General features: G+C 65.2%; 26 protein-coding genes. 10 read left to right on the top strand and 16 right to left on the bottom strand.

Going from position 1 to position 26,370, the window contains the following annotated elements:
• The first annotated feature begins 10 nt into the window (after positions 1-10).
• Genes VNN77_17265 through pdxH form a run of 3 tightly spaced genes read left to right on the top strand, consistent with a single transcriptional unit; the run spans position 11 to position 1,967 of the window.
• Positions 11-919, top strand: a complete 909-nt coding sequence (locus tag VNN77_17265; GenBank protein ID HXG53149.1) for a cobalamin-binding protein — start codon at positions 11-13, stop codon at positions 917-919.
• Between the two features lie 3 nt (positions 920-922).
• On the top strand, positions 923-1,324 hold the full coding sequence (locus VNN77_17260) for an FxsA family protein (protein ID HXG53148.1): 402 nt from the start codon (positions 923-925) through the stop codon (positions 1,322-1,324).
• A 55-nt stretch (positions 1,325-1,379) separates the two neighbouring features.
• Positions 1,380-1,967 (top strand): pyridoxamine 5'-phosphate oxidase, encoded by a 588-nt coding sequence (gene pdxH, locus VNN77_17255; GenBank protein HXG53147.1) that lies wholly within the window; start codon positions 1,380-1,382, stop codon positions 1,965-1,967.
• Positions 1,968-2,067: 100 nt separating this feature from the next.
• Here pdxH and VNN77_17250 read toward each other — a convergent pair whose 3' ends face one another.
• From VNN77_17250 to VNN77_17240, 3 genes are all read right to left on the bottom strand, one after another.
• Positions 2,068-3,045 carry an ABC transporter substrate-binding protein gene (locus VNN77_17250; GenBank protein ID HXG53146.1) on the bottom strand — a complete coding sequence of 326 codons (978 nt, stop codon included), beginning with the start codon at positions 3,043-3,045 and terminating at the stop codon, positions 2,068-2,070.
• 196 nt (positions 3,046-3,241) lie between these two features.
• A complete protein-coding gene (locus VNN77_17245) occupies positions 3,242-4,249 on the bottom strand; it encodes an ABC transporter substrate-binding protein (protein ID HXG53145.1) in 1,008 nt (335 codons plus the stop codon).
• A 43-nt stretch (positions 4,250-4,292) separates the two neighbouring features.
• Positions 4,293-5,363 carry a nitrilase-related carbon-nitrogen hydrolase gene (locus VNN77_17240; GenBank protein HXG53144.1) on the bottom strand — a complete coding sequence of 357 codons (1,071 nt, stop codon included), beginning with the start codon at positions 5,361-5,363 and terminating at the stop codon, positions 4,293-4,295.
• A 468-nt stretch (positions 5,364-5,831) separates the two neighbouring features.
• On the opposite strand from VNN77_17240, the gene VNN77_17235 reads away from it, so the two are divergent.
• Complete coding sequence (locus tag VNN77_17235) at positions 5,832-6,275, top strand: CBS domain-containing protein (GenBank protein ID HXG53143.1); 444 nt, start codon at positions 5,832-5,834, stop codon at positions 6,273-6,275.
• A 221-nt stretch (positions 6,276-6,496) separates the two neighbouring features.
• Here the strand turns inward: VNN77_17235 and modA are convergent, their stop codons facing one another.
• The 6 genes from modA to VNN77_17205 form a co-directional block, all read right to left on the bottom strand.
• Positions 6,497-7,207: a molybdate ABC transporter substrate-binding protein gene (modA, locus tag VNN77_17230; protein HXG53142.1), complete on the bottom strand. Its 711-nt coding sequence runs from the start codon at positions 7,205-7,207 to the stop codon at positions 6,497-6,499.
• Positions 7,208-7,281: 74 nt separating this feature from the next.
• Positions 7,282-8,298, bottom strand: a complete 1,017-nt coding sequence (locus tag VNN77_17225) for an ABC transporter substrate-binding protein (protein HXG53141.1) — start codon at positions 8,296-8,298, stop codon at positions 7,282-7,284.
• A 32-nt stretch (positions 8,299-8,330) separates the two neighbouring features.
• Positions 8,331-9,134 (bottom strand): amidohydrolase family protein, encoded by an 804-nt coding sequence (locus tag VNN77_17220; protein HXG53140.1) that lies wholly within the window; start codon positions 9,132-9,134, stop codon positions 8,331-8,333.
• 146 nt (positions 9,135-9,280) lie between these two features.
• Positions 9,281-9,664, bottom strand: a complete 384-nt coding sequence (locus VNN77_17215) for a RidA family protein (protein ID HXG53139.1) — start codon at positions 9,662-9,664, stop codon at positions 9,281-9,283.
• A 127-nt stretch (positions 9,665-9,791) separates the two neighbouring features.
• Positions 9,792-10,760 (bottom strand): ABC transporter substrate-binding protein, encoded by a 969-nt coding sequence (locus VNN77_17210; GenBank protein HXG53138.1) that lies wholly within the window; start codon positions 10,758-10,760, stop codon positions 9,792-9,794.
• Between the two features lie 143 nt (positions 10,761-10,903).
• Positions 10,904-11,635, bottom strand: coding sequence for a nuclease-related domain-containing protein (locus VNN77_17205; protein ID HXG53137.1), 732 nt, complete (start codon positions 11,633-11,635; stop codon positions 10,904-10,906).
• A 274-nt stretch (positions 11,636-11,909) separates the two neighbouring features.
• Here VNN77_17205 and VNN77_17200 point away from each other — a divergent pair, with 274 nt between their 5' ends.
• The 4 genes from VNN77_17200 (at position 11,910) to VNN77_17185 (ending at position 17,423) form a co-directional block, all read left to right on the top strand.
• Positions 11,910-12,893, top strand: a complete 984-nt coding sequence (locus VNN77_17200) for a hypothetical protein (GenBank protein ID HXG53136.1) — start codon at positions 11,910-11,912, stop codon at positions 12,891-12,893.
• Between the two features lie 296 nt (positions 12,894-13,189).
• Positions 13,190-14,227, top strand: a complete 1,038-nt coding sequence (locus tag VNN77_17195; GenBank protein ID HXG53135.1) for a TAXI family TRAP transporter solute-binding subunit — start codon at positions 13,190-13,192, stop codon at positions 14,225-14,227.
• 245 nt (positions 14,228-14,472) lie between these two features.
• Positions 14,473-16,422, top strand: coding sequence for a TRAP transporter fused permease subunit (locus tag VNN77_17190; GenBank protein ID HXG53134.1), 1,950 nt, complete (start codon positions 14,473-14,475; stop codon positions 16,420-16,422).
• Between the two features lie 11 nt (positions 16,423-16,433).
• Positions 16,434-17,423, top strand: coding sequence for an LLM class flavin-dependent oxidoreductase (locus VNN77_17185; protein ID HXG53133.1), 990 nt, complete (start codon positions 16,434-16,436; stop codon positions 17,421-17,423).
• A gap of 18 nt (positions 17,424-17,441) precedes the next feature.
• Here the strand turns inward: VNN77_17185 and VNN77_17180 are convergent, their stop codons facing one another.
• The 5 genes from VNN77_17180 to VNN77_17160 form a co-directional block, all read right to left on the bottom strand.
• The gene (locus VNN77_17180) at positions 17,442-18,593 is read right to left on the bottom strand and encodes a cobalamin-independent methionine synthase II family protein (GenBank protein HXG53132.1); all 1,152 of its coding nucleotides are present in this window, start codon (positions 18,591-18,593) and stop codon (positions 17,442-17,444) included.
• A 230-nt stretch (positions 18,594-18,823) separates the two neighbouring features.
• Positions 18,824-19,609 carry an ABC transporter permease gene (locus VNN77_17175; GenBank protein ID HXG53131.1) on the bottom strand — a complete coding sequence of 262 codons (786 nt, stop codon included), beginning with the start codon at positions 19,607-19,609 and terminating at the stop codon, positions 18,824-18,826.
• The gene (locus VNN77_17170; protein HXG53130.1) at positions 19,606-20,616 is read right to left on the bottom strand and encodes an ABC transporter substrate-binding protein; all 1,011 of its coding nucleotides are present in this window, start codon (positions 20,614-20,616) and stop codon (positions 19,606-19,608) included. The genes VNN77_17175 and VNN77_17170 overlap by 4 nt, the downstream gene beginning before the upstream one ends.
• A gap of 113 nt (positions 20,617-20,729) precedes the next feature.
• On the bottom strand, positions 20,730-21,512 hold the full coding sequence (locus VNN77_17165) for an ABC transporter ATP-binding protein (protein HXG53129.1): 783 nt from the start codon (positions 21,510-21,512) through the stop codon (positions 20,730-20,732).
• A gap of 8 nt (positions 21,513-21,520) precedes the next feature.
• A complete protein-coding gene (locus VNN77_17160; GenBank protein HXG53128.1) occupies positions 21,521-22,510 on the bottom strand; it encodes an SMP-30/gluconolactonase/LRE family protein in 990 nt (329 codons plus the stop codon).
• Between the two features lie 240 nt (positions 22,511-22,750).
• Between VNN77_17160 and VNN77_17155 the strand changes: the two genes are divergently transcribed.
• Positions 22,751-23,608, top strand: coding sequence for an alpha/beta fold hydrolase (locus VNN77_17155; protein HXG53127.1), 858 nt, complete (start codon positions 22,751-22,753; stop codon positions 23,606-23,608).
• Positions 23,609-23,686: 78 nt separating this feature from the next.
• On the opposite strand, the gene VNN77_17150 is transcribed toward VNN77_17155, so the two are convergent.
• Both VNN77_17150 and VNN77_17145 read right to left on the bottom strand, forming a co-directional pair.
• A complete protein-coding gene (locus VNN77_17150; protein ID HXG53126.1) occupies positions 23,687-24,379 on the bottom strand; it encodes a substrate-binding domain-containing protein in 693 nt (230 codons plus the stop codon).
• 10 nt (positions 24,380-24,389) lie between these two features.
• Positions 24,390-25,394, bottom strand: coding sequence for an amidohydrolase family protein (locus tag VNN77_17145; GenBank protein HXG53125.1), 1,005 nt, complete (start codon positions 25,392-25,394; stop codon positions 24,390-24,392).
• Between the two features lie 105 nt (positions 25,395-25,499).
• Between VNN77_17145 and VNN77_17140 the strand changes: the two genes are divergently transcribed.
• The gene (locus tag VNN77_17140; GenBank protein ID HXG53124.1) at positions 25,500-26,360 is read left to right on the top strand and encodes an aldolase/citrate lyase family protein; all 861 of its coding nucleotides are present in this window, start codon (positions 25,500-25,502) and stop codon (positions 26,358-26,360) included.
• Positions 26,361-26,370: the final 10 nt, after the last annotated feature.

Below are 26,370 nucleotides of genomic sequence, written 5' to 3'. Positions count from 1 at the left end.
AAATCAAGCCATGCGCATCTGTTCTCTGCTGCCCGGTGCCACCGAGATCGCTTTCGCGTTGGGGCTCGGAGACGAGATCGTCGGGGTCACCCACGAGTGTGACTATCCGCCGCAAGCGCGGCAGAAGACCGTGGTCGTAAAGCCGGCGCTCGATGCGGCCGCAAGCAGCGGCGCGATCGACCGCGCGGTGAGGGAGCGCGTGCGCTCCGGCGGTCCTCTCTACATCCTGGACCGCACGCGCCTGCGGCGGGTCCGGCCCGACCTCATCCTCACGCAGTCGCTTTGCGACGTGTGCGCGCTGGATTATAACGACGTCGTCGCGGCCAGCCAATCGCTGGAGCCGCGGCCGCGCGTCGTCGGCCTCGCGCCGCGCCTTCTCGCCGACGTCTTCGACGATATCCGCCGCGTCGGCTCAGCCGCAGACCGGTCGGCCGAGGCCGACGCGCTGGTCCGGCGACTGGCGCGAAGGGTCGCGGAGGTCGAAGCCAGGACAAGATCGGCCCGGCGGCCGCGGGTGGCCTGCCTTGAGTGGCTCGATCCTCTTTTCAGCGCGGGTCACTGGGTGCCCGAGATGGTAGAGCTGGCGGGCGGTCGAAACGGCCTGGCGGAGAAAGGCGAGCCGTCGCGCCGGGTCGGGTGGCGCTCGGTCGTCGAGTTTCAGCCCGAAGTGCTGATTCTCATGCCGTGCGGCTTCGACGTCGAGCGCACGCTCGCGGAAGCGCGGCCGCTCAGTCGAAAGCCGGGCTGGAAGGAGCTTCCCGCGGTCGCGGAAGGCCGCGTTTTCGCCGTCGACGGCGGCGCCTACTTCAGCCGCCCTGGACCGCGGCTGGTCGACGGCCTGGAGATTCTGGCGGCCATCATGCATCCGGACCGGTTTTCCTGCAAGATTCCGCCGGAGGCGGCGCGCAAGGTCAGCTGACCCATGGTCAAGTGGCTGTTTTTCCTTTTCAGCATCGTCCCCGTCCTCGAGCTTTATGTGCTCATAAAGATCGGCGGCTTTCTCGGCGCGCTCAATACCGTGATCCTGCTGGTTGCTGCGGCATTTCTGGGGGCACTGCTGGTCCGTCTCGAAGGGGCCAGAACCTTCCGGCGGATGATGGACAGTCTGTCGCAAGGGACCGTCCCCGCCGGGGAGCTGGTCGACGGGCTGCTCATTTTCGCGGCCGGCGTTCTGCTGATCACGCCGGGCGTCTTTACCGATCTTCTGGCGTTGGTATTTTTGGTCCCTGTGACGCGCGCGTGGGTGAAGCGCTGGTTGCGACGAAAGCTCGAGCGGATGATCGCTTCCGGACGAGCGCGGCTCTACTTCCACGGAGGCTCCTAGGGAGAATAAGCACACGGCGCGACCGGCGGGAAAACCAGCTCGCAAGGAGAAGCCTTTGACCTCAACGAACAACGATCCGATACACCGGTTCAGGGAGTTGCTGTCCAGCGCCGAGCGTCTCGGCATTCCGCTCTACAACGCGGCGGCGTTCGCAACCACGGGAAACGACGGCCAGCCTGCCGTGCGCATGCTTCTGCTCAAAGAAGTGGACGAGCGGGGCTTCGTGTTCTACACGAATCTCCAAAGCCGCAAGGGGCGCCAGCTCGCGGAGAACCCGCGGGCGGCGGCCTGCTTCTGGTGGGAGCGGCTCAAGCGGCAGGTCCGGATCGAGGGAACGGCCGAGATTCTGAGCGATCGCGAGGCCGACGAATATTTCGCCACTCGCCCGCGGGGAAGCCAGCTCGGCGCGTGGGCGTCGCAGCAGAGCGCGATGCTTGCTTCCCGTGACGAGCTTCTCGCCGCGTTCGCGGCCTGGACGGAGAAATTCAAGGGGCAGCCGGTGCCGCGGCCGCCGTACTGGTCCGGCTACCGGCTGGTGCCGGAGCGCATCGAGTTCTGGAAAGAACAACCCGACCGCCTGCACGAGCGCGAGCTTTACACTCGCGAGGGCGGGGTCTGGAAAATGGTTCTGCTGGCGCCGTAGCCGGCCGGGCTGCGCGGGCCGTGCGGCGGCCGACGTTGCCGGGAGCTCTCGCGGCCGCAGAGCGCGGTCTTTTCGGGAGCGCCCAGCCCTCTGCGGAGTCCTAGGAGCCCAGCTCCTTGAGCGCTTGCCGCAGATAGCCGGGGTCGACGTATTTCTCCGGCGGCGGCAGCGGCTCCTTCAGCACCCCGTCGCGAGCCTGGACCTCGATGTTGACCTTCAGCCCGTCGAGCGTCACCGATCCGTCCCTCGGGAAGATGTTGTTCCTGGTGAAGTAATCCACTCCCCGCCGGGCGTAAGGCGGCTTGACTCCCATTTCCTGCGTGAAAAACTCCGCAGCCTGAGCGGGCTGGTCGTGGATCCAGCGCAGGCTGCGGACGTGGGCTTTCAGGAACCTCACGACCGCGCCCCGGTTCCTTTCCGCCCAGGCGGGATCGACGTTCACCGCGTTGAACTGGTAGGTCGGGATCGCCTCGACCGTGTCTCCCAGGCGGTTGAAGCCCTGGTCGACGGCGATGTCCGAGTAGGGGATTCCGAGGACCGCGGCCGCGATCGCGCCGGTTTCCAGCGCGCTCAGCCGCGCCGCCGTCCCCCCGGAAACCACCGCCAGCGAGAAATCCCGCGGGTGCTGCAGCCCCTTGCTCTTCAGATAGGAGAGCAGGATCGACGTCGCTCCTCCTCTCAGGCCGGACACGCCGATCCGGGCGCCCCGCAAATCGTCGATTTTCTTGAACGCCTTGCCGCCGATCAGAACGTACGGAGCCGCGTTGACCGTGCCGGCGATGACTTTGAGGTTTCCGCCCTTCTCGTTGAAGATGATGATTCCGTCCGGGTTGAAGTTGGCGAAATGGAGCTCGCCCGCGACCATCGCCTGAAGCTGCACGTCGCTCCGGCCGATGAGGATCAGCTCCACCTGAAGCCCCTCGGCACTGTAGAACCCCTTCTTCTGGCCGACGTAAAACGGGAGATAAAAGAGGGTCTTCGAGGTGATTCCGGCCTTGAGGGTTTGCGCCCTCCCCGGCGCGAAAGCGCCGCCGAGCGCGAGCGCGAGCAGCGGCAACGCGGCAAGAGCTTTTTTCATCGCAGTCCACCTCCCGTCGTGCTTGCCCGGGAGGAAGGCCCAACCGCCGGAAGGGCCGGCTCGATAGCGAGCCAGCGGGCAAGAGCCCTGTGATCCGGCCGCCGGTCGAAGTCTCCCGTGGCCCCTCGAACACTACCACAGGCCGCGGCTCGGGAGGAACCGGAAAAAACGGGCCCCGCCGCGGGCAGGCGCGCCGCTACTTCTTCTTGGCGTAGAGGCTGTCGATGTAGCCGCTCTTGTCGAACTCCTCGACGAAACGCGCGTCGATGAAATCCTCGGGTCGGGCGGTTTTCGCTTTCGGGTTGGTCCGGGCGAGCTGCTCGATGATGATCTTCAAGCCTTCGACGGTCGGATATTGCTTCCGGGGAAGCTTGCTCTCCTCGATCGAGCTTTCGTAAGTCCGGCGCAGCAGTTCCGGGTCCTCGAGGCGGAGATACTTGGCGGCGATTTTCATCCCGGTGGCCCGATCGGTCTTCAGCCGGTGCACCGCCTCGATGTAGGACTTCACGAAGTTTCGCACCACCGCAGGGTTCTCGCGCAGGAAGCGTCGCGTCGTGACGCCGCCCTGATGCTGGTAGGCGAGGCCGAGAGCGGCGACGTCCGCGAGGACGTGAAAACCTTTTCTCTGGGCGATGAAGCTCGCCGGCGGCACGAGCGTGCTGCCGCTGACGCGTTTGGTTTCGAGCGCAGCCAGCCGTTCGGGCGTGCTGCCCGTCTGTATGATGGTGACGTCCTTGGCCGGGTTGAGCCCGAGGCGCGCGAGGGCGTAACGGGCGACGAAGTCGGCGGCCCCGCCGAAGCGCGCCACCGCAATTGTTCCGCCCTTTAGCCGCTCGGGCGTCTTGATGTTCGGCTGCGTCACGAGCCAGTAGTCGAGGGTCGTGATGCCGCCCACTACGTACACGGGGTCGCCTCCCGCGAGGCCGGCGCTCACGATGCCCGGTCCAGACGCCTGGATCAGGGGGGTGTCGCCGGAGAGCATCGCGGTCACGGACATGGTGCCGCCGGTGAAGTAAATCGGCTGAGCGTCGAGGTTGTTGCGCGCGAAAATGCCGGTCTCCTTGGCGACCCAGATTACCAGCTGGTCGGCGCTGATGCCGCTGTAGCCGATGGCGACCTTGACCGGCTGCGCGCTCGCGGGGCGGATCCAGAAAATCGCCATGCATGCGGCCAAAAAGAAGCCGAGTGTCCGGTTCGTAGTCATTTTTCCATCCTCTTTCGGTGCGTTCGGTGTGTGATGAATGAGGCTAGGCCGGCGAGCCGCCCGCGTCGCTCGGCCGGCGCAACCGGCCGGCGGCGACCTGCCGGGCGATGATTTGCTCCGCGATGTCCTGGCAGTCCTTCGTGGAAGAGAGCGGCTTGTCCTGGAAGACGCCGGTCGGCCACGACAGAGCCTTGCGGTACTCGCGCGCGTACAGGTCGGCGCGGCAGAGCACGGTCGGGTTGTAGTTGTGGCCGCTGGCGGCGACGCGCGTCTTGCGCCAGCGCAGCCGGTCGATGTCGACCGATGCGGAGATCACCGCCTCGCCGGGCCCCTCCACGATTGCGAGCATGTCGCCGTCGGGGGAGATGATCTGGGAACGCCCGCGGTAGCCGAACTCCGGCCGGTCGGTGCCCAGGAACGCCGCGGTGGTGCACGACAGGAGGTAAGCCTTGTTTTCGGCGGCGCGCGCCACGCGCATCGCTTCCCAGCCGGCGTGCGAGCGTCGGTAGATCTCGGCGGTCGGATGGATCAGGATCTCCGCGCCTTTGAGGGCCAGCGCCCGGGCGACCTCCGGGTACTGAATGTCGCCGCAAACGAGCACGCCGAGACGGCCGATCGGCGTATCGACCACCGGAAAGAGCGCGTCCTCGCCGAACACCTCGACAAAGCGCTCGTAGATGTCTCCGGGCCCCGTGTAGGAGGTGTTCAGGTTGTTCGGGCCGTTGTGCTTGCGGTAGGCGAGGACGATCTTGCCGGCGGGGTCGACGATGACCGTGGTGTTGAAATAGCGCCCGGGAAACTCGGGATGGCGCTCGAGGAAGTGTCCCGTCATGTAGAGCTTCATTCTGACGCAGATCTCCGCGAGCAGGTCCGTGGCGAAGTTGGGGATCGGCAGCGTCATGTCGATCCATTCTTCGAGGGAGCGAGGCCGGAATTGGCCGAAGAGCGAATATTCGCCGGTGACCGCGAGCTTGATCTCGCCGACCCGGTTGCTGGCGAAGCCGACCAGCTCGCCGATCCGCTTCAAGTTCCTCTTGATCAACTCGTCGCGCTCGTCGCGCCGCCGCACGACGTGACAGTTGCTCTGAATCAAGGCGACATCGTAGGGATACATCGGGTCTCCTTTGCCGCGCTGAATACCCTGCAAACTCTAGCGGCTGGCAGGGGTGATTTCAACGCGGGCGCAGGAATGAACGGCACGACAAGGCATGCCGGGCGGCTCAGGGAGCCGCGGGAGTCATGCACGGCATCTCCATGCCCGCGTCGAGCACCGCGGCGGAATACGGCCAGCCGACGAACCTGGTGACGGGCGCGAACATCGCCGGCTTCGTCAGGGTCGCGTACGCGATGATCGGTCAGGTGTTGTCTCGCGGAGACCCTGGATCAGCGCACGGTCTTCGCAGGAGTGAGAAAATCCCGCCGGGTTTTCCCGGCTCTTGGAATCTCGATCCCGATTCCTCACTCTCGCTTCGTTCTCCGGGCCCGATCTTTCCACAAAGCGAGCTCGGCAGTCCCGTGATCCGTTGGCACCGAAGTTGCCTGTCCGACCTCGGCGTCAGCGGTTTTCCGACGGAGGTATCCCATGAGCGTGGAACGGATATGCAGCAAGGCCGTGGTGACGATCTCGCCGATCGCGACGATCCTGGAGGCGGCGAAGCTGATGCATTCGAAGCACGTCGGCTGTCTCGTCGTCGTCGACGAGTCCCGCCCGGTGGGAATCCTGACGGACAGGGATATCGTTCTCAAGGTCATTGCCAAAGAGAAAAATCCGGGAACGACCACGGTCGGGCAGGTCATGACTCCCAATCCCACCATGATCAACGTCAATTACGATGTGCTGGACGCTGTGCGTCTCATGCGCAGCCGGGGCGTTCGCCGGCTGCCCGTCGTGGACGAGCGGCGGCGCCTTCTCGGCATCGTGACCATGGACGACGTGCTGAGGGCGTTCGGCGCCGAGGTCGGAGATCTGGCCGGGGCGGTCCAGAAGGAGTTCGGTTTGGAGGCCAAGGCCGCCGCTGCGAGCTGAGCCCGAGTCCAGTTGCGATTCACGCGGGATGCGACGGGCAATTCTCCGCAGCGAAGGCGATGATCGGTACCCCCGGCACTGATCGATCAGGATAACTCGATGAAAGCAGGCGCTCGAGAGCGCCGCCGGGCGTCTCCGGGTCCGATCGGCAGCCGCGTTCGGGGCCTGGCGTGCCGCTGCTTCGACCCGCAGGAGTAAAGGGGGTGAACGGATTCCATCGCCTACGGCGGCGGAATCGGCTCCAGGCCCGTCTTGACGATTGCGGGACGCGCGGCGGGGGAGGCGAGAAACCGGATCAAGGCGCGGGCCGCTTCCCGGTTCTTGCTCGCCGCGACAATTCCCGCGGAAAAAACGCTGACCTTCTGGACCTCGGAGGGAAGCGCTCCGACGAGGTCGATTCCTGGAACGGGCAGCAACTCGCTGATCTGTTGAAAGCCGATCTCCGCCTCGCCGCGGGCGACCACCGCGCCGACCCTTTCTCCTTCGATCCGCCGGGCCTTGGGCATCACCTGCGCCGCGATGCCGAGGCGCTGGAACAGCTCCCCGGAAAGATAATCGCCGCTCACGCTGGCGGAGTATGCGATCGACCGGGCTTCGAGAAGCGTACGCTTGAGCGCGTCCACCGAGCTGATGTCCGGCCGGCGGGCACCCGCGCGCACCGCCATGCCGATCGCCGAGCGGGCCAGTTCCGTCCGGCTCTCGGCCAGGACCTTGCCGTCGTCGATCAGCTTTCGGAGCGATGTGTCCGCCATGATCACGACGTCGACGGGCTCGCCTCGCTCGATCCGGCTCGGGATCGAGTTGGCTCCGGTGCCCATCGTCGTGGTCGCGACGACGACCCGGTTTCCCGTGGCTTTTTCGAACAGCGGGATGAGGTCCAGCAGCGCCGCGGTGAAGGCGCCGGACGTCATGACCGTGATGTCGGTTGGCATCTTCGTCACACCTCTTTTTAAAGCGGGTTTTTGATCAGGGGGTGTCGTACCGCGGCACGTCGCTCGGAGCGCATCTATTTGTACAGCCTTTCCACGAACCCGGATTTGCCGATTTCGGCGAGAACCGAGTTGTCGATCAGGGACTCCGGCCTGGCGGTTTTCGCGGCGGGGTGAGCGGCGAAGTCCAGCATCGTTTGCACCGCCGCGGCCGAGACCAGAGGGAGCTGCTCCCAGGCCGGGCGAAAGGTCTGATACGAGTTTTCCAGATCTTCCGCGCTCGTCGTCTTCGTATACTTGCCGATCACCTGCTTTGCGAGGTCCGGCTCGGTCTTCGCGATCTTGATGCCTTCGAGGTAGGCCTGGAGATAGCGCCGGACGTTGTCGCGCCGCGTTTTGACGTAGTCCCTGGTGCTGGCGAAGGCCGCATGGATCATGGGTATATTCTGCTCGGTCACGTTGACCAGCTCCTTCAGGCCCGCGTGCTCCGCCTTGAGCGTGGTCGGCGACGTGAAAATCCCGGCGTCGGCGTTCCCCTGATTGATCCCCGCGAGGATCTCCATCATCCCTTTGAGGTAGAGAAGCTTCACGTCCTTGCCCGGCGTCAGGCCCGCTTTCTGGAGCAGGAGGCGCGCGGCGAAATCCGTCGTGGCCCCGGGGACGGTCACGCCCAGCACCTTTCCCTTCAAGTCCGCGATCGACTTGATCTCGGGTTTGGCGTAAATCGACATGACGGCCCGGTTGAGAATGCCGGCGATGTAGACCACCGGCTCGCCGTTCAAGCCGGCTTCGACAATCTCGCCGCCGGGATTGACGATGTCGAGATTCTTTCCGATCAGCGCCTGGGTGGCCGTTGCAGGCGCGATGTAGCGCAGCTCTACCTTCAGGCCGCGCCTGGCGAAGAGGTTTCGCTCGGCCGCGATCCACAAGGGAGCAAAGGCGCCGCTGAAAGCGGAGTAGTTGGCGCGCACGACGGGAGCATCGGCCGCATGCGCCCGGATGTGCGCCGCCGGCAGGGCGGTCGAGAGGAACAGGAAAACCGTTATCCCGCGGGCCGAAAGCGTTCGCCGCGGGCGCTTGTCGATCAGTCTCATGCGTCCTCCAGGCTGGGTCTGGTTCGAGGCATTCACCGGTCCTGCTTCACGATGCCGAGAAGATTGCGGGCGAGCACCTTCTCGAGATCTTCACGGTCGAGCTTCGCCGCTCCGGCCACGTGCTTCGCGATCTTGTCGATTTCCATCGGCAGAGGATTGTAGGGATGGTCGGAGCCGAACAGGATCTTGGTCGACCCCACGCCCCGAAACGCTTCCAGGAGGAGCGGCATCCAGCCGACCACGGAAGTCTCCAGGAAAATGTTCTCGTGCTGGCGCGCCACGGCAACGGCCAGCTTGACGTACTCCGATACCCCCATGTGGCCCAGAATGACCGGGACATCCCGGTACCGGGCGGCGAGCTCGGCGATGACGCCCGGGGATGCCTTGCTGGACATGCCAGTATGAAAAATGATCGGGACGCGATAGCGCCGGGCGGCTTCGTACACCGGCTCCATCAGCTCCGCCTCATTGGGATCGAAGAACTCGATTTCGGGATGGAGCTTGATGCCTTGCAGCCTGAGCACGCCGAGGCAGTGGTCGAGAGATCGTGCCGTCGCGTCGGGTCCGAAGTTGGGGTTGATGCGGCAGAAGCCGATGACGCGATCCGGATGTTTGGCGGTCTCCGCGGCCACGACCTGGTTGGCCTCCGAGTAATCGGTATACGGCGCTCCCAGCGGAAACGAGACCGCCCGGTCCACGCCGGCCGCGTCGAGATTGCGTACCAGGTCGCCTCCGAGAAAGCTCGCCACCCCGTGCCCGAGCGGCGTCTTCCGCCGTCCGAGGTGAGAATGGGCGTCGATCACCTGAAGCTCCGTATCGCCGATGCGCAAAGCCAAGGCTGCTTCCCTCCCTGGAGGGCGGGGCGCGGAAAAGCCATCGTCCCGTCGATGTGCTTCGGTTCCGCCGCTGAACCGTAGCTCAACTCGCCGCAGGAGTAAACAGCAGCGCGCAGGAGCCGAAGACGAGCTTCCCGCTCCTCCGCCTAATCCGGGATGCAGGCGGTGACGGTGATCTCCACGAGCAGCTCGGGCGCGTTCAACATCACCTCGACGGTTGTTCGCGCCGGCTTGTCGGTCGGGAAGAATTTCGCGTACTCTTCGTTGTAGGCCGCGAGATCCTCGCGCCGCGTCAGGTGCGTGGTCACGGTCAGAACGTTCTCCAGCGAGGTGCCGGCGGCCTGCAGTATGGTTTTGACGCGCTGCAGCGCGTAATTGGTCTGCTCGCGGACGTCCCTGCCCACCTCGCCGGTGACCGGATGCCTTCCCGTCTGTCCGGCGACGAAGACCAGGTTGCCGAAACGCGTGGCGGGGGACAGGTTCGGGTTGGGGGCCGCGAGATTCACCTGGATCACTTCCTTCTTCGGCACGTTGCCTCCTCTCCGGCGAAGGGCCGCAGTTTTGCAACCGAGCCCAAGCCGCCTGGCTGGATTGAATCCGTGGACATCGAGACCGAGCCGGGGCCGCAGAGCCGGCCGCCGCTCGGTCGCGTTACGATCATTTCACCCGGCTGCGCACTTCCCTGGCGATCGTGAAGTCCGCGACCTCCGCCGCGGTGATTCTGGAGCCGAGCAGCCTGGTTCTCGCGGCCACTACGTCCCAGAAGCTTTTTTCGTCGCGCGGCACGCCGTCGCTGTACGCGAAGGTGACGTCGTTCAACGCCGCTGCGGCCTCATCCTCGGGCATCCCGAGCCAGCGGTTGACGATCCCGACGACCGCGGACGCGTTGGCCGGTTGAGCGATGAAGTGCGTGGCGCGTATCAGCGCCCGCAACATTCGCCGCACCTGGTCCGGCTTTTCCTGGACCGTGCGGCGGTAGGTGGAGAGGCCGGCCAGAGGAGCGCTGTAGATGTCGCCGGCGCGAAACATCACCTTGAGACCGGCGGTGCGCGCCTTTTGCGGCCAGGGCGGAACCAGGAAGGTGGCCTCGGCGAGCCCCTGCTGCACCATCGCGAAAAGGGCGGGCGAATCCGCGGCTGAGATCCATTTGGCGTCCTTGAAAGGATCGAGCCCGAAATGCCGCAGCGTCGCCTGATACACGAGGCCGGTCGAGCTGTTGAGGTCGACCGTGTTGAGCGCGAAAGTCTTGCCGCGCAGATCCGCGGCGGAACCTATCTCCGGCCTGGCGACGAGATAATGAAGGGAACGGTCCACGAACACGGCCTGCATCTGGATCGGGACACCGCGCAAGGCGCTGTCGATCGGCGGCAGGAAACTCATCGTATAGTCGATGTGGCGATTGGCCAGAGCGGGAATCACCGCGGCCGTCCGCATCTGAATGAATTTGACGTCCAGCCCTTCCTGGCGAAAAAAGCCAAGGTCCAGCGCCGTTCTGCCCGCGAGAAAGGTCAGGGTCGAAGCGGTGTAGGTGAGCGTCACCTCCTCCGCGCCGGCCCAACGTAACGCCCCCGGCAGGGAACAAAGAAGAACGGAGAGAAACGCCTGCACGTACCTGCGGCCCTTCATCGCGGAAGCCTCCGACGCCGATCCATACCACAGACCCGAGCTTTAGACCATTGGAATCGGGGGCCGATCCGACGCGGTCTCTCTGCCGCCGGTTGCGGTGGCTTTCCTGGGCGGTCGAAGGAGCCGACGGCAAGAGGTTCGCGTCAGCTGAAAAACCGGCGGCGGGGGACGCCTGGACGGACGAGGCGCCGGGCCGGCGTCGGCACCTGGTCCGGGGGAATCCGCTGGAGCGATCGGAGATGCCGGACGATCGCGAGCTGTTCCTGCCGGGTGATGGGACGGCGCGGCGCGTAGTCGCGGATGAAGTCCGGCAGCTCGGCCAGCCGCACCACCGGCACGGTCGGCTGGATGAGCGTCAGCGCGGCGTGCGGATCGACGAAGACCAGAACCGGCGTCACGTAGGGGATGAGGCTCGTCTGGCCGGGGAACAGACCGGCGATGCTGCTGCGGACCGCAATCGCTGCGCGTTTGGCCTGCCTGCTCAAGCTCCGGATGGGCTTGTGCGCGAGAAACCAGAAGTCCTTTTCGCACCGGATGTGCTTCGAGTAGTTCTTTGTCTCGACTGCGAAAACGCCGTTCGGCCCGACGACCACGTGATCGATGTTTCCTCTTCCGTCCGGAAGAACCAGATCGTTCAAAAGAACGTATCCCTGAGGAAGGGTTTTCAGGGCCACCACCACCGCCAGCTCGCCCCGCTGCCCGGCCGACCAGCGGCTCCAGCGCCTGAAGCTTCGCCCGGAGCAGAGCAGCAGGGCGACCCCCGCCGCCAAGCCGATGGCGGGCAGGCGGAGATGGCCCGAAGCGAGCCAGGTCAGCGCCCCGAGGCCGAGGAGAACGGCGGACTGCAGGGAGTAAAAGCGGATCCGCCCGCTCATGAACCGTCCGCCGCGCCGCAGGACCCTCATGACGAACGAGGTCTTCAGGCAACACCGGTGCCAAGGCGAAGCAAAGCGCCTTCGGGAGCGGCCGGGCGAATACGGTAGCGGTGGGCTCGGACGAAAGGCGCTTTTCGGCGGGTGAAAACAGCGTAAAAAGTTCCACGGAGCGGATCTTGCGCCGATTGACAGGCCGGGCGCGATCCGTATAGAAGACGCCCATGCAAAGCCATGGAAGCCATCGGCGGCGTTCTCCGGCCTGGAGGACGCTTCGGTGAACGACCCGACGATCACCCTCGCGCTTTCTCCCGATCCGCGCGCGCTCGCGTTGATCGAGGGGAAGGTGACGATCGACGGCTACCGCCTCGCGGTCGTCCATGAGTTTCGCTCGCCCGGCGAGCAGCACCACCGTTTCGAGAACATGGAATTCGACGTGTGCGAGTTTTCCACCGCGACGTTTCTTCGGAGCCGCGAGGCCGGTGTTCCTTTCGTCGCCATACCGGTCTTTCTCACCCGCGGGGCGCGCCACCGCAATATCTTCTGCCGGCAGGGAGCCTTGCGGCATCCCGCTGATCTCAAGGGGAGAAAAATAGGCCTCTCCCGCTACGGCGCGACGGCCAACGTCTGGGCTCGCGGGCTTCTGCTCGACCTTTACGGGCTGAAGACGACCGACGTGCGCTGGTACGCGTGCGGACATGAGCTGTTCGGCGCTTCGGAGCGACTGCCGGTGGATGTCGACCGGCCCCCGGCTCCGGTGCCGTTCGGTGAAGAGGCCGCCCACCTGGGCAAGATGCTGAGCGAGGGGAAGATCGACGGCGTGATCGTGCCCGGCGATACCGGCCACCGGAGCATTTTCGGCGGCGGCCGGCTGGAGCGCGCGATGAAGAGCTTTCCCGGCGTGACAGCCCTGCTGAACGACGCCGACGAGATCGTTCGCTACATTCGAGCCCGCCGGATCTATCCGATCATGCACACCATCGTCATGAAGGCCGAGGTCGCAAAGCGTTTTCCCGACTTTCCGGCAAGGCTCGTCGAGGCGTTTCGTGAAGCGAAGAGACTGGCGCCGCGGTACATGACCGCGGAGGAGATCGAAGGCTGCGAGAAGGAAAAGGCGGTTCTGGGGGAGGACCCCTACGCCTACGTGCTCGGCCCCATGGAGCTTGAAAGCCTCGAGGCGCTGAACCGCTACCAGATCGAGCAGGGGTTGATGAAAACGAGACTGGACATTCGCGGGCTGTTCGTTCCGGATACGGTTTGATGCGGCTCGTTGTTTTCGAGCGACGGGCTCGGAACTCGAACCGAGATTTTCCGGAGAGTTGACATAACCGGGACAGTCCGATTACTAAGGAGCTCATTGGCAGGGAGACGAGCATCGAGAACGGGTCGAGGGCTCAGGGTCGTGACGGTTTCCGGTTCATAGTTTCCGGTTTTCACGGCGCACCGTTGAACCCGGGAACGATCGAACCGGAAGGCCTCGGCCACGGGCCGCCACGATGCGATGTCTCCGTTTACGGACTCGCTAACAGACTGGCGTCACCCAAGGAGGGCAACCGTATGCGCAACCGGTCGGTTCCGCTGTGGATCGTTTCCGGCGGCTTTCTTGCCTTTCATCTCTGGACTTTTCCCGCGCAGGCTCAGCTTCCCAAAGCCGTGACGGTCGGCTCGAACCCGCCGGGCTCTTTGTTCTACGCGCTCGCGAGCGGCCTTTCGAAGGTAGTGACCGAAGGTTCACCGATCCAGGCTCAGGTCCAACCGCACGCCGGCACGAGCACTTTCCTGCCGCTGATCAACAGCGGCGAGATGGATTTCGGCGTCGTCAACGCCGTGGACATGGGGCTGGCGTATCAGGGGCCGAACCGCCTGAAGATCGGCGGAAGGAATCCCTTTCCTCACGTGCCGAACACCCGCCTGATCATGCGCGGCTCGCCGCTTCGCAGCAGCCTCATCGTGCGGAAAGATTCGCCGATCAAGACCATCCAGGACGTCAAGGGAAAACGCGTGACCGGCGAGTATCCCGCGCAGCTCGCCGTCTGGTACAACGTCTTCGGGTCGCTTTCCAACGGCGGCCTGACCTGGAACGACGTCAAGGTCGTCCCGGTGCCGGCGGTGAACGAGGGCGTGGACGCGCTGGTTCAGGGAAGAGCGGACGTCACCACCCACGCGATCGGCTCGGCGAAAGTGAAAGAAGCAGACGCGGCGGTGGGGATCCGCTACATCTCGCTCGACTGCTCGCCCGAGGGAGAGGCGCGCATCAAGAAAGCGGTTCCCGGCTACTATCTCACCGTCGTGAAAGCGGGATCGTCCACCGGAATCGTCGAGGACACCTGCACGTACACCTACGACATTTATCTGGTCGGCCATAAGGGTTTGTCGGACGCAGCCGTGCAGGCAGTGTTGGGCGCGATCTGGGACAATATCGCGAAGCTGCCTCCGCTCCATCCGGGATTCCGGGAATGGACCCGGGAACGAGCGGTGAGCCCGGAAGCGACGATGCCTTATCATCCGGCCGCGGTTCAATTTTTCAAAGGCAAAAAAGCCTGGTCGGTGAAGGCGGAGGAGAACCAGCAGCGACTTCTCGCGCTCAATCCCTGAGCATGGATCCGGCTTTTGTTGAGCCGTTGAACCTTTGGACGATTGAACCCTGATTTCGCGGTTGGGCCGACAAAGCGAGGACATGCTGGAGCGCCGGGGACGCAGGAACGCGAAATTTGAGACTCCTTGCGCCCTTGAGGCGGCCGGCGTCGATCGCGATTGCGTGCAACCGGACCGGCCCAACGCCAGACCTCCGCGCGAAAGCCACGGCGGCCGGTTAGCGCTTTGCGCCGGGTGATTTCGCCGTGAGCGACGACTTTCAACCGGACACGAAGCTGCGTTCGCTCGCCGGCTGGCCGCGCACCGCGGAACGAGCTCTCCTTGTTACTCTCACCCTGACCGGCGCGGCGTGGGCTGCCCAGCTTCACGTCTTTTTCGAGATCGCCTTTTTCAAGGAGCAGTTCCTGGGGCTTTTTTTCGGCCTGGGGATCGCCGGAGTCTTTCTCCGGGTCAGAGCGGGTAGAAGGGATGGAGGGGAGCAGGTGCCGTGGTACGACTGGCTCTGCGCGGTCGGCGCGCTTGTCGCCGGGACGTACGTCACCGTCATGTATCCCTCGATTGCCTACCGGCTGGGGATCCTCTCGCCGGAGCGCTGGCTTCTCGGAGCGCTCGCGGTCGTTCTCGTTCTCGAGGCGGCGCGCCGCGTCGCGGGTTGGGCGCTCGTATGGGTGGCCGTCGTCTGCATTCTCTACGCCAAGTTCGCCTACCTTTTCCCGGGTCAGTTCTACGCGCACGGGTCGTCCTGGCAGCGGATCGCGAGCTACCTCTACCTCGACTCCAGCGGGATCCTGGGAGTCCCGCTCACGGTCGCCGCCAGCGTGGTGGTGGCGTTTATCTTCTTCGGGCAGGCGCTCTACTCCGTAGGCGGCGATCGTTTCATCACCGATGCGGCGCTGGTCTTCATGGGACGTTACCGAGGCGGATCGGCGAAGGTTTCCGTGGTCTCGTCGGCGCTCTTCGGCACGGTTTCGGGAAGCGCCGTTGCGAACGTGGCGGTGGACGGCGCGATCACGATTCCCCTGATGAAACGCTCCGGATACCCCGCGCACCTCGCAGCGGCGATCGAGGCGGTCGCGTCCAACGGCGGCCAGATCACGCCTCCCGTGATGGGTGCCGCGGCGTTCCTGATCGCGGAATTTCTCAGCCTTCCGTACGGGCAGGTCGCCCTGGCGGCGGCGATTCCGGCAGCGCTCTATTATCTGGCCCTCTTCACGCAGGTCGATCTCGAGGCGGCCAAGCACGGCCTCGGGGGGCTGCCCGCCGACCGGATCCCCCGGTTCCGCGGCGTGGTGCGCTTCGGGTGGGTCTTTTTGCTCCCGCTCGGATTCCTGGTATACGCGCTGATGTTTCGCAACTGGGAAGCGGGGCAGGCGGGAATGGCGGCGGTCGTTCTGACCTTCGTGGTCGGCGCCGTGCAGAGGGAAACCCGCCCGTCGATTCAGGGAATCCTCTCCAGCATCGAGGGAACCGGGCGCACGCTCCTCGACATCGTCACGATCACGGCGCTGGCGGGCCTCGTAATCGGCGCGCTGCAGCTGTCCGGACTGACCTTCAAGCTCTCGCTCATCCTGGTCAGCTTCTCGGGCGGCAACGCCTTTCTGCTCCTCGTCTTGACCGCGCTCATCTGCATCCTGCTGGGGATGTCGCTCCCGACCGCGGTGGTCTACATCACGCTGGCGGTTCTGGTGGGGCCTGCGCTGGCTCAGCTCGGGATCGATCCGCTGGCCGCTCATCTCTTTCTCTTCTACTTCGGCATGCTGTCGCTGATCACGCCGCCGGATTGCCTGGCGACCTACACCGCCGCCGCGATCGCCGGCTCGGATTTCTGGAAGACCGGCTGGACCGGAATGCGACTCGGCATCGCGGCTTACATCGTGCCGTTCGTGTTCGCGCTGCACCCGGCTCTGATCCTCAAGGGCGCGCCGGGCGAGATTCTGCTCGCCGTCAGCGCGGCGTCGGCCGGAACGTTTCTGCTCGCCGTGGCGTGCGCGGGCTATCTGTTCGGCCCCATGGCCTGGGGGAAACGCGGACTGTTCGCGCTCGCGGGGCTCTTGCTCGTGCTGCCGAGCTGGCAGGGAGCGTGGCTCCTCGCAGACGCCGCCGGGCTGCTTCTCGGCGCGGGCCTGATCGCATGGGAGCGGAGCAACGCTGCGGGGCGGACGCCCGTTCCGGGCCCGAGCGGGATTCCGCGGTAGACAGGGGGACGATGAAGTTCGGAATGTTCATCATCGGCGACAGCCACCCGGAGGCGGCCAGAGATCTCGGCGACTATTATGACGCGATGATCGAGCAGGTGACGCGAGCCGAGCGCCTCGGGTATCAGGGGTTCTGGTTCGGCGAGCACCACTTCGATTTCGCCGGGGTCATTCCCGCGCCGCCGGTCTTCATGGCGGCGGCAGCCAGGGCGACGACAACCATCCGCCTGGGCGTTGCGGTCTCCCTGCTCCCTTACCGGGACCCGATCTTCGTCGCCGAGGAATACGCGATGGTCGACGTCCTCAGCCGCGGCCGGCTCGATTTCGGCGTCGGCCGGGGCACGCCACCGGAGCTCAAGGGATTTGGCGTCACCGAGGACAATCGGGAGCTGCTCCTCGAAAGCCTGGAGGTCGTGAAACGAGCCTGGAGCGAGGGGCGGGTCTCGTTTCACGGCAGGTACCGTACGATCGACGACGTTTCGCTGAACGTCCGTCCGGTACAGCGACCCACGCCGCCGTTGTTTCTCGCGGCCTTGAGCGACGAGTCCTATCGGATGGCGGGGATCAATCGCTACCCGGTGCTCGGCATTCCCTACGCAAGTTGCAAGGACATGGCGGAGCTCGAGCGGAAGATCTCGCTCTATCGGGAAAGCCTCGCGGCCTCGGGCGAAGACCCGGCCGCGTTCGAGGTCATCCAGTGTTTTCATGCGCACGCCGCCGAAAGCGAGCGGGAGGCCGACGCGAACGCCCGGCAGGGGATGGTGCCTTACCTGGCGGCGAGAATCCAGGTGCGGCCGCGCGGCTACGACGAGCTGCTCGGAAAACGGCTGGTCGTCGTCGGCAGCCCGAGGCGCTGCATCGAGCAGATCGAGGAAATCCGGTCCACGGGCACCGATCACATCATCTTCATGATGAACTTCGCCACGCTCCCCCAGGAAAAGGTCCTGGCCTCGATGGAAATCATGGCGAGGGAGGTGCTGCCGAAGCTCGCGATCCGCTGAGGCGGAGATCGATCCGCGTCAGGCCCGGCCCCAGAGCTCCCGCGTGGCGAGGCGCGCTCCCTCGGCCATCGCCTCGAATTTGGCCCAGGCGATTTGCGCGTCGCCGACCCGCGGGCCGAGCCCGCAGTCCGTGCCGGCCATGACGTTTTCCCGGCCGACGACCTTCGCGTAGCGCACCAGCCGGTCGGCGATCGCCTGGGGGTGCTCGATGATGTCCGTCGCATGACCGACGACGCCCGGCACCAGCACTTTCCCTTCGGGAAACCTGACCTCCTGCCAGACCCGCCACTCGTGCTCGTGGCGGGGATTGGCCGCTTCGATCGAATAGGCGCCGGCGCGGACCTTGAGGATCAAGTCGACAATGTCCCGCAGCGGGATGTCGTGCTTGTGCGGTCCGTGGTAGCTCCCCCAGCAGGTATGGAACCGCACCTTTTCCGGCGGGATGCCCCGCAGGCCGTGGTTCAGCGCGTCGACGCGCAGCTCGGCGTATTTGCGGTATTCCGGCACGCTCATGTGCGACATGAACTGCCAGCCGTCCGGCAGATCGGGATCGTCGATCTGGAGCAAGAAGCCGGCTTCCACGATCGCCTTGTACTCCTCGTGCATGGCGTCGGCGATCGCGAAAAGGTAAGACTCGTCGTCGGGGTAGTAGTCGTTCTTCATCCAGTGCTCGATCGTGCCCGGAGCCACGGCCGGAAGGAACGCCTCCTCGTAGCTTTGCCCTTCAAGGGCGGCTTTGAAGTCCTCGATCTCGCGCCGCAGGCTTTCGTGCCCGACGTACCGGAGCGGCGCGTTGCAGAAAACCCGCTTGACGTTGTCGCCGCGGTTCACCCGGCTCCTGAAGTAGCTCTCGAATTCCACGAGGTCGCGAGCGAAGATGGTCGAGACGCGTTCCCCCGGCTTCGCTTCGCGCTCGATGAAACCGCTCAGCCGCTCGCGCGCGTAGCGGGAAAAGTTGGATTTCCCGACCTCGCCGTCGTTGATGACGTCGAGACCGCACGCGATCTGTTTCTTGACCGCCTCGGCCACGGCCTCTCTCACGCGCCGCGCGAACGCCCTTTCGTCGATCTCCTGTCCGCTCGTCCGCGCGGCGTGCATTTGCTTGAGGTCGGCGGGCTGGGGCAGGGCGCCCGCGTGGGTGGTGAGGATTCGGTCGATGCTTCGTTTCATGGTTCCTCCCGGCTCGCTGCCCGGATGCCGTAAACGGGCTGAAATCGTCGATTCGCAAGCTTGCAGACGGTCCGCATTCCTTGGACCTCCAGCTGCCAATGAACTCCTTAGTAGAAGGATCGAAAGCGCGGGTCAATAGATGCCCTGCACGTTCGAACCTTTCGAACCGCCGGCCGTTTCCTCCGGAGAAAACGTGCGGCGCCTCGAGCTCTCGAACGGGGGGCGGACGATCAGTACAGTTCTCCCTCGCCCCCGCGCCGCTCCGACGGCCGCCAGCGGAGGAGGTAGGCTTCGGCGCGGTTGATCGCCTCGTTGCACACGACGACCACGAGGGCGAGAACCAGGATGCCGCCGAGCGCGCCCGTGGTCGAGAAAAGCGAGGTGTTGTAATGGATCAGGTAGCCGAGCCCTTTGCTCGCGGCGATGAACTCGCCGACGACCGCTCCGACGATCGCGTAGGGAACGCTGATCTTGAGGCCGGTGGTGATCCAGGGAACGATCGCGGGCATGACGATCTTCGTCAGGATCTGCCGTTCGGTGGCCCCCATGACGCGCAGGATGTTCTTCAGCTCGGCATCGACGCCTTTGACGCCCGCGTAGGTGTTGAAGAAAGTGAGAAAGAAAACGACCATCACCACGAGGATGATCTTCGAGGTCGGGCCGATACCGAACCAGATGATGAACAGCGGCGCGAGCGCGATGCGCGGTATCCCGTTGAAGGCGACGACGTAGGGATCGACGATCTGGGCCAGCAGCTCGCGCCGGCCGAGCGCAAAGCCGAGGCCGATGCCGCTGACGGCGCCGATGAAGAAGCCGGTGAAGGTCTCGTAGAGCGTGACGGCGAGATGGCCGAAGATCGAGCCGTCGGCGACGACCTCGTAGAGATAGCCGAAGACCCGCGACGGGCTGGATACCCAGAAGGGGTCGATGATCCTCCCCGAGCACCATTCCCAGGCGCCGACGAGGGCGAGGCCGAACAGCAGGCGATAGAGGAGCAGACGGCCGCGTCCGATCATTGCGCGAGAAAATCGTTGCTCACCACGTCGGCATAGGCCACCCGCTTTTTGAGCATGCCGGCCTGCTCCAGCACGTCCTGCGTGACCTGTACGCTGCGCTCGGTGATCCTCCCGTCACGGCTCAGCGCCGGGCGCACGGCCCGCGCGCCGGCGAGGAGCAGCTCGGGCGGCGTCTTCGCCATGAACGGCCTGAGCGCGTCCGCCACCTGCTCAGGCGTGCTTTCGAGCGCCCAACGGTTGGCGCGCGTCAGCGCCCGTACCATGCGCCGCACCAGATCCGGCTCTTTCGTAAGCGTCTCCGGCCTCGCCACGAGGTTTTCCATGAGGAACTCGGGGATCGAGGGGTCCTCGCCGCGCGTGTTTTCGATCAGCATCATGGCGAAACCCCGGCTGATCGCCGTCTCCGGCACGGGCGGAGCGGTGAGCGCGGCATCGACCTTGCGGTTCTCGAGGGCCGCAAGCCACGTCGGGCCGGCGCCGATCGGGATGATCTTGACGTCTTTCTGCGGAGTGTAGCCCGCCTTGCGGATGACGAAGGCCGCGAGATGGGCGGTCAAGGCCGCCGGGTTGGTGACGCCCACGGTCAGGCCCTTGAGCGCCTTGATCTTGTCGGCGAGCGGCATGGATTCCGTGATCCCCTTCGCCTTGGCGGCCTCCTTGTGGATCGCCCAGTTGATGAAGACCTTGTTGAGAGCGGCCATCACCATCCGCAGCTTCTTGCCCTCCTGGTATGCGAGGATCACGTTGTCGCCGGTCGTGAAGGTGAATTCCACCTCGCCGGCGATGAGGGCCCGGATATCCGGGCCGCCGCCGCCCGTGGAGGTGACGTCGACCTCGAGCTTTTCATCGCCGAAAAAGCCCCGGCTCTGAGCCACGTACACCGGCGTCATCGAGTGGGCGACCACCGGCATCGTCATCCTGACCTTCCGGAGCGGCTGGGCGCCGGCCGGGCGGTAAGATCCAAGGAGGGAAAAGCCGGCGAGCAACAGTACGATTGCGCGCTTCATGGGATGCTCCCCCTTTCTCTCTCGAGCCTTTGGGAACCGAACCTTGCATCTGCGGCAACGAACCCGGAACCGTGTCCCGGCGCTCCTCTCGTCATGTCCACCGCCCCGACTCGTCAGCACGGCGCCTCCGCCAGCTTCACTTCGGGCCGCAGCTCGCGCCACAATTTTTCATAGGCGGATTGAAAGCTCCGGTTTTCATGGATCTGAAAGACATCCCTGGGCCGCGGGATGTCGATCGCTTCGACGAGCTTGATCCTGCCCGGCCGCGAGGTCATCAATACGACGCGATCCGCCAGCGTGATCGCCTCCACCAGGTCGTGGGTGATGAACACGATGGTCTTTTTCGATGCCGCCCAGAGCTTGAGGAGCTGATCCTGGAGCACGATTCGCGTCTGGGCGTCCAGCGGGCCGAAAGGCTCGTCCATGAGGATCAGCTCGGGGTCGTAGATCAGCGTGCGGATGATGTTGGCGCGTTGCCGCATCCCTCCGGAAAGCTCGTGCGGGTAATGGTCCTCGAAACCCGCCAGCCCCACGCGCTCGATCAGGTCTCGCGCCCGCCGCCGCCGGACGGCCTTCTCGATGCCGCGGATCTCGAGCGCAATCTCCACGTTCTCGATCAGAGTCCGCCAGGGCAATAGGTTGTCTCGTTGCGTGACGTAGCCGATGCGGGTGCAGACGTCGACGACCGGTTCGCCGCGGAAAAGCACGCGCCCGGAGGTCGATGGCAGCAGTCCCACGATCAGGTTCAGCAGCGTCGATTTGCCGCAGCCCGAAGGACCGACGATGGTCACGAATTCGCCTTCTGCCACGCTGAGGTCGACGCCGTCGAGGGCCGCCACTTTCCTGCCGCGCGCCTGGTATTCCTTGCGGAGGCCTTCGACGGAAAGCAGCGCCACGGCACCTCCTACGGCACGATCATGGCGACCGATGCGCCGATGCCGTCGAGCGCGGTCTTGCCGCTGGAGTCGAGATTGTCGCGCCTCGGCACGTCGAAGTTGCTGACGTAAGCGGTTCCGCCGACGAAGACGATGCCGGAGGGAAATTCCAGAGGACCCCTGCTGTCGTTCTTCCAGACCTCGCGCACGCTGCCGTCGGGAGCGACCGTCGCGATCGCGTTGCGCTCGTTGGCGGCGACCCAGAGCGTTCCCCTGGCGTCGAACTCGATCCCGTCGGCGCCTTCGAGAAGCGGGCTTTGAGCCAGCATGACGGGTTTCCCGACGGCGCCGTCGGCTGAAATGGGCACCTTCCAGATGGCGCCCCTGGCGGTATCGGCGACGTGGAGCACGCCGTTTGCGTCGAAGGCGAGCCCGTTCTCGACGATCGGCTGCACCCCGCCTCCGGGAACCTTGCGGCTGTGCGGCGGAATCTGCACGATCGGCTGAGCCGCGCCGCCGCCGGGTCCGACGCGATAGATCTTGCCGGCGCGTCCGCCCGAAACGTAGAGGTTGCCCCGCCGGTCGAGCGCCACGGCGTTCGCCCCCGGGACGCCGGTTGCGAAGGTTTCCGCCCGTCCCGGTTTTCCCGGGTCGAGCTCGGAGGCGCGAATGCGCAGGACCTCGGAAAATCCGCCAGCGGCGATCAACAGATCGCCCTGCCCATTGAACGCGAGGCCGCCCGCGTCGGCGCCGACTTTTTTCCCTTTGATCTCGCGCGGCTCGATACGCCCGACGACAACCGGCCTGGGAGCTTCCGGGTCGATCCGAAGAACATTGCCGCTCACGCGGTCCGGAAGATAGAGCCTGCCCGCCTTGTCGGCGGTGATGGCCTCGACAATCACGCTGCGGTCGGCGCGGGCAGGGTCGAGATCGACCAGGATCGAGACCTCCGACCGCCCCGTCCGCATCGCCGCGCAAGCCTGAAGCCCCATCACGAGGACCAGAAGCAACGTTCTCATAAAGACCTCCCGAGAGCCGATTGCGGTGCCGGCGCGCTGTCCGGCGCGAGCCATGAGGGTGCGCCGGAAAGACAAGTCCGTATACCAAAAAAGGCAGTCCGAAAGGTAGCGAAAAAACAGCGTGGAACGGATACTCGATCGTGGTTCGGCTCGGACGCCCCTTTCGGGGGCCAGGTGAGCCGCCTGCCGGACGGCGGGCTTTGACGCGGCGGCGATAAGAGGTAGGCTCCTACGGGCCGGATGGAAGCGAAGCGCGCCGCAAGAATGTTGTTCTTTCTCCTGGTCTTCGTTTTGCTCTTTCTCCCGCTCTGGGGCTTCTACGTTTCGGTGCGGCCGCCGAAGCTCGTCTCCAGGATCACGCCGGAAAACCTGGGGCTTGCCTACGAGGCCGTTTCCTTCACAACCGAGGACGGCGTCGAGCTGAGCGGGTGGTTCATCCCCGCGACCGGAGGCAAAACGAACAAGACCGTGATCGGCCTTCACGGCTATCCGGCCGACAAGGGAAACATCCTGCCGGTTCTCGCTTTCCTGGCCGCGCGCTACAACCTGATGTTGTTCGACTTTCGCTACCTGGGGGCCAGCGGAGGGCGGTATACCACGATCGGCGCCAGAGAGACCAGGGATCTCGCGGCGGCGGTGGCGTTTCTCCGCTCCCGGGGAATCACCGAGGTCGGTGTCTGGGGCTTTTCGATGGGAGGGGCGGTGGCCCTCATGGCTGCTCCCGATCTGCCCGAGATACGAGCGGTGGTCTCGGAATCGAGCTATGCTCGGCTCGATCTTCTGGCGCCGGTGCTCTTTCGCATTCCGCTTCTCAGATACCCGCTCGGCTGGCTGACCGGGCTCTGGGCGCGGGTGCTGCTCGGGATCGATCTGGCGAAAGTTTCGCCCATGGAAAGCGCGCGGCGGCTCCGAGTTCCGGCCCTGATCCTTCATTCACGAAACGATCACGTCATTCCCTTCGAGCACGCCCTGCTTCTCAAGGAAGCCTTGAAGGAAAATCCGAGGGCCGAGTTCTGGTTCGCGGACGATCTCTTTCACGGCCAGGTGGGCCCGGACTATGAACGGCGCATCGCCGGCTTCTTCGAAGCGAGCTTGTGAGCGCGTTCCCTGATGATCGGACGAAACGAAGGAGCGCAAACGGGGTTCGAGGCCCAGTGGGAAAACAGAAACCGGGAACTAATGGATACCGGCGGCGGCGAAAGCCGTTCTGGCTTTCTGGCTCGCGAGGTGCCGAACGAGGTCGCGCGCGCGTGCCTGTTGCCGGCTGGCGGCCAAGACGGCGGCGTCGTAGCGCGTGTAGTTCTGGATTTCTTCCGGCAGAGGGCCGACAAAGCTGAGGCCGCGGCCGGCGGCTTCGACGATCACCGTGGTCGCCCCGAAACCGATCTCCCTTCCCGTGCCGTCCGCCACGTGGGCGATGACCGCGGCCGCGTCGGGATAGCGCGTGATCTTGGGGTCCAGCACCGCCTTGATTCCCCAGCGCTCGAAGAGTTGCTCGAGGTAGATCCCGGTGGAAGCCCGGTTGTAAACGATCGACTCGGCGGCGAGCAGGGATCCCCTGAGCTCTTCGGCGGTGGCGATCTTCGGCAACGGAGCGCCCGCCCGCACCATCAAGCCGACGCCGATTCGCCCGAGCGTCGCGCGTGCGTCTCCCGCAGTCGTGCCGCTTTGCGCCAGCCGGTCGAGCACCGACTCGGGCGCGATCACCACGTCGGGCGCTTCGCCCGCTGCAATCCGGGCGGCGATCGCCGGCGCGGTTGCAAAGGAGACGGCAACCGCGCAGCCGGCCGCCCGCCGGAACCCGTCGAGGACGGGCATCAGGCCGGGGGCGACGGCGCCGGCGCTGAGCACGGAAATCGAGTCCGCCATGCTGCGCTCCTCAGGGTTTCGCCGCCGGCGGGATGCGCGAGAACACCTTCCGGGCGTTGATCTCGGTGATCTTGCGCTTGTCTTCGGCGGTGAGCCAGTCGATCGAGTCGAAGATCGGCACGAGATCCTCGAAATTGCGCCCCGTCTTCGGATCGATGGCGTTGACGGCGCCGAACATCTCGGTGGCGAACAGCACGTTGTCGACGCCGACCCGCTTGATCAGCAGCTCCATCGATTCCTTGTCATAGACCGCCATGTCCCAGTAAACCTTCCGCGCGACTTCCTCGAACGGCTCCAGCCCTTCGCGCACGTGCAGGCCGCGCTGGCGGTTCCACTGGTATGGAATCGCCCCGCCGCCGTGCGGGATGACGATCTTGAGCTTGGGGAAGTCGTTGAGCACGCGCGATTTCAGGATTTCGACAGCGGCCGCGTTGTGCTGGGCGATGTAGTAGGCGTTGGTCAGGTGCATGGCCGGATTGAGAGAGGCGCTCGCGTGAATGGTGCACGGCACGTCCAGCTCCACCATCTTCTCCCAGAGCGGGTACCACCATTCGCTGCCCAGCGACGGCGTCAGCGGCTCCCGGCCGCCGCCCACGTCAGGGTTCACGTTGCACCCGACGAATCCGAGCTCCTTGACGCAGCGCTCCAGCTCGTCGACCCATTCCTTGGGGCTTACACCCGGCGACTGCGGCAGCTGGCAAACCGGGGAGATCCTGTCCGGCCACAGGCGCGCCACCCGCGCGATCAGGTCGTTGCAGGCCTCGGTCCAGTAGCGGCTCACCAGCGGGGAGCCGAAGTGGTGACCCATGGCGGACGCCTGAGGAGAAAACAACAGCCGGTCGATGCCGCACTCCTTCATGCGCTGGAACTGGCCGCGCATCGAGCGCTCCAGCTCCTCGTCGCTGATCTGGAGCCGGGCGCGCCTCGGCCTGGCGAGGTCGGTGATCTGCCGGCCCCGGTAGGCCTGGAGCTGTAACGGTGCCGTGGTGTAGTGGGTATGGGCGTCGATGATCATCGTTTTCTCCTCGGAGCTGCAGCCGCGCAGCGCAGGAACGAGATTGTCGCGCCTCGCGGGCTCTGCTATAGCTCGTCAATAAAACAAAAATCCGGAGCCTTTGCCATGCCAGACATACCGCGCCTCAACGGCGTAATCAAAGCCCTCGAGGAGGGCAGGGTCGCCTTCGTCGGATTCACCCCCGTCGATATCGAGAGCGCCACCGCCATGGCCTCTTCTTCCTTCGACGGCATCGCGTTCGAGATGGAGCACGCGCCGCTCGACCTTCCCGGCCTGCGCCACGCCCTTCAGGCGATGCTCGACCGCCGGCAGATCGTCGAGCGCGGCACGCTCGCGCCCAAAGTCACGCCGCTCGTGCGCATTCCCCCCAACGGCGGAGAGATGAACCAGTGGGTCGCCAAGCAGGTTCTCGACATCGGCGTCTACGGCATTATTTTCCCTCACGTGAGCACGGTCGAGGAGGCCTGGAACGCGGTGCGCTCGTGTCGTTATCCGCGGCTCCCCGGCGCGCCGCTCTACGACCCCCCGGGGATCCGCGGGGACGCGCCGGCGCGAGCGGCCCGCTACTGGGGACTTACGCAACAGGAGTACTACAGCCGCGCTGACGTCTGGCCGCTGGCGGCGAACGGAGAAATCCTCGTCATCATTCAGTGCGAGGACACCCGCGCGATCGAGAACCTGCCCCGGATCCTGAAGGAAGTTCCCGGGATCGGAGTGGTCTTGATCGGCGAAGGGGACCTCAGCCAGGAGCTGGGCCACCCCCGGGACTACGAGCACCCGGTGGTCGCGGAGGCGATCGACACCATCCTGCGGATCTGCAAGGAGCACAACGTGCCGTGCGGCCACCCGCACCCCGATGCAAAGAACATCGAGCGGCTGATCGCGAGCGGGTATCGCTTCTTGATGCCGTCCGCCCAGCGATCGTTCGCGGTGCTGGAGCAGGGGAGAAAGCTGGCGGGGCGATGAGCGGCTCGGC

This window comes from Candidatus Zixiibacteriota bacterium, assembly GCA_035574315.1.
Classification (GTDB): Bacteria; Desulfobacterota; Binatia; order UBA9968; family UBA9968; genus DATLYW01.
The sequence above is the reverse complement of the archived record's forward strand: the minus strand, read 5'-3'. Positions and strand labels throughout refer to the sequence as shown.